At 39.8% G+C, this 7,155-nt stretch carries 9 protein-coding genes; all 9 read left to right on the top strand.

The window, feature by feature from the left end:
- The first annotated feature begins 411 nt into the window (after positions 1–411).
- The gene (locus AAG747_RS26820) at positions 412–609 is read left to right on the top strand and encodes a hypothetical protein (protein ID WP_346824342.1); all 198 of its coding nucleotides are present in this window, start codon (positions 412–414) and stop codon (positions 607–609) included.
- Positions 609–881, top strand: a complete 273-nt coding sequence (locus AAG747_RS26815) for a hypothetical protein (RefSeq protein WP_346824341.1) — start codon at positions 609–611, stop codon at positions 879–881. The genes AAG747_RS26820 and AAG747_RS26815 overlap by 1 nt, the downstream gene beginning before the upstream one ends.
- Positions 850–1,431 (top strand): hypothetical protein, encoded by a 582-nt coding sequence (locus AAG747_RS26810; RefSeq protein WP_346824340.1) that lies wholly within the window; start codon positions 850–852, stop codon positions 1,429–1,431. Before AAG747_RS26815 ends, AAG747_RS26810 begins: the two co-directional genes overlap by 32 nt.
- A 4-nt stretch (positions 1,432–1,435) precedes the next feature.
- Positions 1,436–1,945, top strand: coding sequence for a hypothetical protein (locus tag AAG747_RS26805; RefSeq protein WP_346824339.1), 510 nt, complete (start codon positions 1,436–1,438; stop codon positions 1,943–1,945).
- 18 nt (positions 1,946–1,963) lie between these two features.
- Positions 1,964–2,344: an MTH938/NDUFAF3 family protein gene (locus AAG747_RS26800; protein WP_346824338.1), complete on the top strand. Its 381-nt coding sequence runs from the start codon at positions 1,964–1,966 to the stop codon at positions 2,342–2,344.
- Positions 2,345–3,058: 714 nt separating this feature from the next.
- Positions 3,059–3,445 carry a hypothetical protein gene (locus AAG747_RS26795; protein WP_346824337.1) on the top strand — a complete coding sequence of 129 codons (387 nt, stop codon included), beginning with the start codon at positions 3,059–3,061 and terminating at the stop codon, positions 3,443–3,445.
- Between the two features lie 30 nt (positions 3,446–3,475).
- The gene (locus tag AAG747_RS26790; protein WP_346824336.1) at positions 3,476–4,546 is read left to right on the top strand and encodes an RHS repeat domain-containing protein; all 1,071 of its coding nucleotides are present in this window, start codon (positions 3,476–3,478) and stop codon (positions 4,544–4,546) included.
- Between the two features lie 176 nt (positions 4,547–4,722).
- Positions 4,723–5,607 carry a hypothetical protein gene (locus AAG747_RS26785; protein WP_346824335.1) on the top strand — a complete coding sequence of 295 codons (885 nt, stop codon included), beginning with the start codon at positions 4,723–4,725 and terminating at the stop codon, positions 5,605–5,607.
- Between the two features lie 56 nt (positions 5,608–5,663).
- Positions 5,664–7,154 carry an RHS repeat-associated core domain-containing protein gene (locus AAG747_RS26780; RefSeq protein ID WP_346824334.1) on the top strand — a complete coding sequence of 497 codons (1,491 nt, stop codon included), beginning with the start codon at positions 5,664–5,666 and terminating at the stop codon, positions 7,152–7,154.
- The last annotated feature ends 1 nt before the right edge of the window (position 7,155 follow it).

Here is a 7,155-nt window from a genome sequence, read left to right as displayed (position 1 = left end):
TTTTTCTTCATGCTTTTTTGTGAATTCAACTTTTAATTCCTTACTAAATTATCCAGCAATTTATAAAGAGTCTATTATTGATAGTTATTACATATTAATGTTTGTTTTCAAACCCATTTTTTTGTTTTATATTTCTTTATAGTTTTTTATTCAAAATCTTATTCCAAGAGTCCGAACCTTCCAAAATCATAGTGTAAGAGTTAAAATAGCTTTTGGATTTATCAATTATGTTTGGACCTTCGGAAGTAAGGTGTTCATTGTGGTACTCCATCGTCCTGCACTTCAATACCTGCAAGGTAGTATAACAAAAGTTATCTCTACTGGTGCGCCAGCCCGGCCAGCGAAGTCCTGAGTGCCTCGGACTATTTTGACAAGCTGTCCGCGACTAGCCGTCCACCCTTCGGCAAACAAATGGCCGGGCGGAACTACTCGGATGAGAACTACCGCTATGGCTTTAACGGGATGGAGGGGGATGCCTCCACTGGCAAAGACAACTATACCACATTTTTTAGACCGTACAACCCTTCAATAGGAAGGTGGTTTCTACAGACCCCGTACCTTACCCTTGGCAAAGCTCATATACATCAATGGACAACAATCCTATCTTGATGAATGATCCTTTAGGAGATGGCCCTTCGTGTCCAAAAGGTAAAAAAGCTGATGAGATATATAAGGTTGAAGCAATTGTATCAAATAATAATGGAAGCTGGCAATATGCAGGTGGAGGTAAATGGAATGAATATGATGCAGTTCCTGAAGGTTATAATTCAAACTCAAAAACAAGTCCATATACAGGTCAGGAATGGGGAGGCTATTCCAGTGCAGACCTTAGGATGAGGAGAAAGATTTTTGCCACGGACAACCCAATCAAAAGAAAATAGTGGAAATGCAGAACCTATCACAAGAGGTGGAGCAGAATCATATTATGGAGGTTCTAACAATCTAAGGTTTGCCACTTGGTCTAAATATGCAAGTGCAGCTATAGATTTAGCTTCAGGAACTTTATCTTTATCAGGACTTCCTTCAAAATCACCAAATAAATTTAACTTAGAAGGACGTGGATTTTCTCCTTTAGGAAAGCATTCTGTGAATCAAGGCTTTACAGGTGTGCTTAATAAAGAAACAGGAGAAGTATTTGTGTATAAAAGTTGGCATACGAACGATCCCCCTCCAGGTTTTTTACCTAGGAATAGATCACATTTAAGGTTTGCTAGACATCTAGCTAGTAGAGGTTATGGTGAAGCAGGTGATTTTACAGGCTTTGCGATTAGGCTTAAAAACCCAAATGATGTTGATATAATTAGTTGGACTTCTGGATCTTTGGCAAGGTTCAATAGTGGCAATAGAGAAGCAGCCAAAGCTTATCAACATGCTATACAGCAAGGACTGAAAAAGAAATATAATGTTAAATCTGCGGTTAATTTAGATTAAAATCATGAAGAAGATTTTTAAAGTTGTTCAACCAAAAAGTATAACTGATTCTATTAAAAATTCATCAATAATTTTAAAACCTGATTCTTTAGTAGAAATACCTTCTAATGGTTTGTCATATCAATTCAAACTTGATGAGGTACTACTTGGTATTTTTGACCATATTCAATTATCGAAGTTCTCTAATCAATCTTTCTTAATGGCTCTTTTCTGTAAAAAAGAACCTGAAGCACGTTTGAAGCAGGCTTTTTTAGAAAAAGTATTTTCTGAATTAGGAGAAGACTCTAACGGTTTAAATTTGGGAGACAGTTGGGATGATGGCTTAAGTAGCGAAACTCTTTATGAATGGTATTTTGATGATTCTGAAAATTTACTTTTTGATGATTCCAAAGATATTTGTTTTAGCATTACTGTTGATGAAGAACCAGAAAAAGCTCTTGGCTGCTTTAGTTTTATTGTAATGAATGCAGAAAAAGCTTTCCCTGAAGTTTTGGGTATCATAGATAATGTTTAATTGAGCTACTGTTTTATCATGAAAGAAGAGCCATATTACAAAAAAAATAAATCTATCAGTTCTCATAAGTGGGGAGAAGTTAAAGTTGAAGGAGAGGTTTTTAAAGATGTAAAATGTTTTCCAGGAGGATGCAAGGAATGGGACTGGAAAGAAACAGAGACTAGGCATGTACCAGGTATTCAAGTTACAGATGTTCAAGAACTTATAGACAATGGGTCAAAAAAAATCATATTATCCAAAGGAAGAAGGGAAAGGCTTAGAACAGCAATAGAGACAATCAATTTCTTAGAGGAAAAAGGAATCCCTTACCATATTTTGGAAACCTCACAGGCAATTGAACTTTATAACTCGTTGGTCGAAAAAGAGCCTGTAGGAGGTCTATTCCATTCAACTTGCTAATATTACCCACTGTTCAACAAATGCATAACGAACGGTTATCATAGGGTTTATAACCCGTATTTAACATTCGCGTGGTTGGTCAAGGTGGGAGCTGCCATCGCTGCAAGGAAGTAAGGAGTATCTGCGGTACAGACTCAGGCTGCACGCCAGAAAAAACAAGGCCGAAGCTTTGCGTAGCTTGTATAGCCTTGTTTTTTCTTTTGTTGGCTTCATTGGTGTTCCTCGCTACGGCTGTTCCTTTTTCTTTTTTCATATGAAAGAAATAAGAAGCTAAAAAAGAAAACCACAGCCCAGTATAGACTCGCCTGCGGTCGCATGCAGACAGAAAAATTCACACAGGCTGGACGAGAAGCCAGATTTTACACACAGCTGGTTTTCGCGTTTTTCCCAGCTGGCTGCCTGCTCCATTCGCAGACGGTTCGCAAATAAAAGATTGCTACCCTTTTAAGAAAAAGAAATATAAGTGGAAAGCTTCTGCTCACTGTAAGTAGCAGCATAAAGAGCAACCCGTCTACGGCAGTAGCCAGGTAGGGCTGTTCAAACGCTCCATCCAACCGGAAGGACAGCCGGCAGCCAGTCAACCGCAAGCCGGAGAACTGGCCTTGGGCCACCGGCAATACGAATGTAAAAACTCTTCAAGGTTTCTTAATGAAGTGCTGTTTAGTCTTAGTATAGACTTGGTTTTTCAAACCTTGAAGAGTTGAAACCGGCAATTTGATAAAAGACGCCAACGAAGGCATTGACCGGATCGAATGGACGGTGTACGGCAAAGTGGCCAAGGTGGTGAAAGGGGAAGACTTTACCGAATATCGCTACGATGCCTCGGGCAACCGGGTGTACAAGGGGGTGAAAGTAGGTGCTACCACCAAGATGACCCACTATGTACGGGGTGCTTCGGATGAAATCTTGGGCAATGTAATGGCCATTTACAAAGACCAGCAAGTAAGCGAGCAACCGGTGTACGGCAGCAGCCGGGTAGGGTTGTTCAAACGCTCCATCCAACCGGAAGGACAAGCAGAAGAGAGCCAACCCCAGGCCGGAGAACTGGCCCTGGGCCACCGGCAGTACGAACTGAGCAACCACCTTGGGGCAGACGCCTAGTCAAACGTTTTAGCCACGATCACCGACCGGGTGAAATACAAGGACAACAGCCGGGCCTCCGAAGTGTTAAGTGCTTCCGATTATTTTCCTTTTGGAAAACAAATGGCCGGTCGGAACTACTCGGATGAGAACTACCGTTACGGGTTTAACGGGAAGGAAAACGACAAGGACTTCGGCCACCGGCACCTGATCCAGGATTACGGTTTCCGCCTGTACAACCCGGAGATTGGGAAGTTTTTGTCAGTGGATCCTCTGTTTAAGTCTTACCCTTGGTATACACCTTATCAGTTTGCGGGGAATACGCCTATCCAAGCAATTGATTTGGATGGAGCGGAACCTTATAAACCCAAACCCGCTAATGCCTATCAGGTGACTCTTGCAAATTCAAATGAAATAACAGTGGCATATTTGGCATTAGAGACCTTTGCTTCTGGGTTAAACTTTGTAATGAGAGATGGTCATTATTCATTCCCTGATGGTAAGGGTGGAAAAGTTTATCCAAGGTACGGTATTTATGCTGTCAAAGAGACAGATTGTATTGACTGTAATACTGATTATTTTATTGCCTATGAATGGACTGCAGAAAGTTTAGAGGAACGTATTGGACTTAGTATGTTGGATGGTGCTGGAGTAATAGCTGCATTTACAGGTGGAGGAAGTGCGAAAGGCTTTAACGCTCCAATTACATTGGGAAAATCTTTTAGTTCTGTTGCTGCTATTACGAAGGTGGTTCCTCAATCTGCTGGAAATTATGTCCTTGATGTAGCTAATACTTGGAAGAGAATTGGAAGTGATTTTATACCCAAAAAGATTAATGCGAATGAAGCTTTGGATGTGGCAGCAGACTTTTTGGGGATCAAACCTCAAAAACTAGATGCTTTTAAAAAATTAAAGACTGGTGAAACGCTAGAAGGTGTTACACTTACTGTAAAAGGCTTTTACATTAAAGAAAGAAAAAGGGTACGCATTAAAAAAGATAAAATTGATTTGGAAACTCTCCGTGATCCCGATGTGGATTGGAATTATATTGATAAATTACATGATATGAAGCCCCAAGACAAAGCTAAGCATGTTACAAATGCTCATATAGAGTTCGAATAATAATCCAATATTTATCGAAGTACGATAGGCTTTAAACTTCTCAAGTGTTTTGTATTTGTAAAAATTACTATTCTGTAGTGTCAAAAGTAGATAATTACTGATCCCTCGCTAAATCTTTTCTTTGTGTTTGAGTAAAATAAGCTGAAAAACACAAAACATCATTAAAATTAAACGATATGGATTTCTTTGAAATAGGCATTGGAAACCTTAGCTGCGATATAAAAAATTATAAACCAAAGGGGACATTGGTCCGTAGCTATATGGATATATATTCCTGTATTCGTCTTTTAGGACAAGAGAATAGGCTTTGTTCCGGGGTAGTTTTTACTCCGGAAAGCTATCAACATTTTGTGCCCTGGCTTATTAGCGGCCCTATTTGTTTTGTAAATAAAAAACGGATCTTTTCAACAGATTATGCTTTTGAAGCTATTGAAAAAGTAATCAACAGCTTTTTTTCAAAGATTCGTATAGGAAGTAGTATGGACGAGTTGCTACTGAAATGCAATATTCTGTTTCCATTTGATACACAAGGAGGTGATATGAAGGCTGTTTTGAACGAGGATTTACCTTGTCTTACCTATAAGGTAACTCTTGTACAAGCCGTTCTTGGTTGCCCATTTTCTTACGAAAAAGAAACGGTTAATTTGGAGCGTTTTGTACCGGAGGTGGCAGATGATTTTGATTTGTATGTAACGCTGGCTATTGATTTTGAAGGCAACGACCGGGAACTTGTTCACCTGACAATTAGCACCCCTAAAAGACTAAGTAAACGGTACAAAGACTTTTTTGAGCAATCGGGAGAAAGAGCAAGTGTTATATATGGAAATATGATGGTATCAGAATACAACTACTCAGAAATTATTACCAATATAAACGAATTTTTTGAGGGTAACGAGTTTTTTAAGAGTATTACAGGTAATAGCAAAACAGAAATCCTCCTTAAAATTGCAGCATCAATGGATGTTATGGATTTGGAAAGACATTTGGGGGAAGTGCTTACAGATACAGGAGAGGTGTTTACATTGTTAAACGGCAAGGTAAACGATAATCTTATTGGTTGAGATAAAATTGTAATCATCTCCAAGTTACCAACAAAGGCACAACCCAAATCGACTGGATGGTGTACGGCAAAGTGGCCAAGGGGGAAGACTTTACCGAATACCGCTACGATGCTTCGGGCAACCGGGTATACAAGGGGCTGAAAGTAGGTGCTATCACCAAGATGACCCACTATGTACGGGGGGCTTTGGATGAAGCCTCAGGTGAAGTCTCGGGCAATGTGCTGGCCATCTACAAAGACCGGCAGGTAAGCGAACAACCCATGTACGGCAGCAGCCGGGTAGGGCTATTTAGACGCTCTATCCAACCGGAAGGACAAGCAGAAGAGAGCCAACCGCAAGCCGGAGAACTGGCCTTGGGCCACCGCCAGTACGAACTAAGCAACCACTTGGGCAATGTTTTGGCGACTATCACCGACCGGGTGAAATACAAAGACAACCGCCGGGCCTCCGAAGTGTTAAGTGCTTCCGATTATTTTCCTTTTGGAAAACAAATGGCCGGGCGGAACTACTCGGATGAGAACTACCGTTACGGCTTTAACGGGAAGGAAAACGACAAGGACTTCGGCAACCAGCACCTGATCCAGGATTACGGTTTCCGCTTGTACAACCCGAAGATTGGGAAGTTTTTGTCGGTGGATCCGTTGGCTAAAGATTACCCTGGACTAACCCCCTACCAATTTGCTAGTAATAATCCTATTTACAACATAGATTTAGATGGGCTGGAGGGTATGAGTGGTTGGGGTATTAGTATGAGCAAGACGGGTACCACAGAACAAGATTTATCTAATTCAGGTAAAATTGTAGTAGAAATTGGGATAAACATAGTTGAATCATCTATTGATGGACCAGTATATACAGTTACTAGTGTGGGTTCGGGTTTAGCAAATGGGTTTTCTTATGGTTATGGAGATTTGTTAAATGGTAATGGATCTGCAACCCAAACTTATTGGAAACCATGGGGGTTTAAATTTTCAGATGGATTTTACCAGGAAGGATATTCAAGTGGTAATGATATATCATTTGATGATGGTTTACGATTAATGGGTGGAACTATTGATATAATTGGTTTGGGTTTGGGTTTATCATCTTCTCGATTACTTAAACCTAACATGTTAGGTCAATCAAAATCAAGATATTTACTCCTTCAAGATGACTTAGATAATAATTCATTTTCAAGAATTTTTGATGCAGTTAAAAAATTTGGACCAAGCCCTATGCCTATACCATTAGAAGGACAATTGACTATTCCACAAGCAAGGCAATTAATGGATATGGTTCCAGATAAAGAAATTGCATTGATACGTGAGATTTCCGAAGATGGGCTTGAAAATTTTCAATTATATTTTGGTACAAAAAATCGGTTGAGGTTTCAGATATCTGAGTCAGGAAAGACTGAATTAATATTTCACACTCACCCATCAGGGAATCCCATACCCAGCAAAGCTGATATAGAGATTTTAAAAATATTAAATCAAGATGAATCTGTTATAATACCTTATAGGAGACCTGAGGTTAAGTTTAACAAAAAATCGAAAACTCTAAATTGAT

Source organism: Rapidithrix thailandica (assembly GCF_039710355.1).
GTDB lineage: Bacteria > Bacteroidota > Bacteroidia > Cytophagales > Flammeovirgaceae > Rapidithrix > Rapidithrix thailandica.
This window is presented reverse-complemented; position numbering and strand designations above follow the sequence as displayed.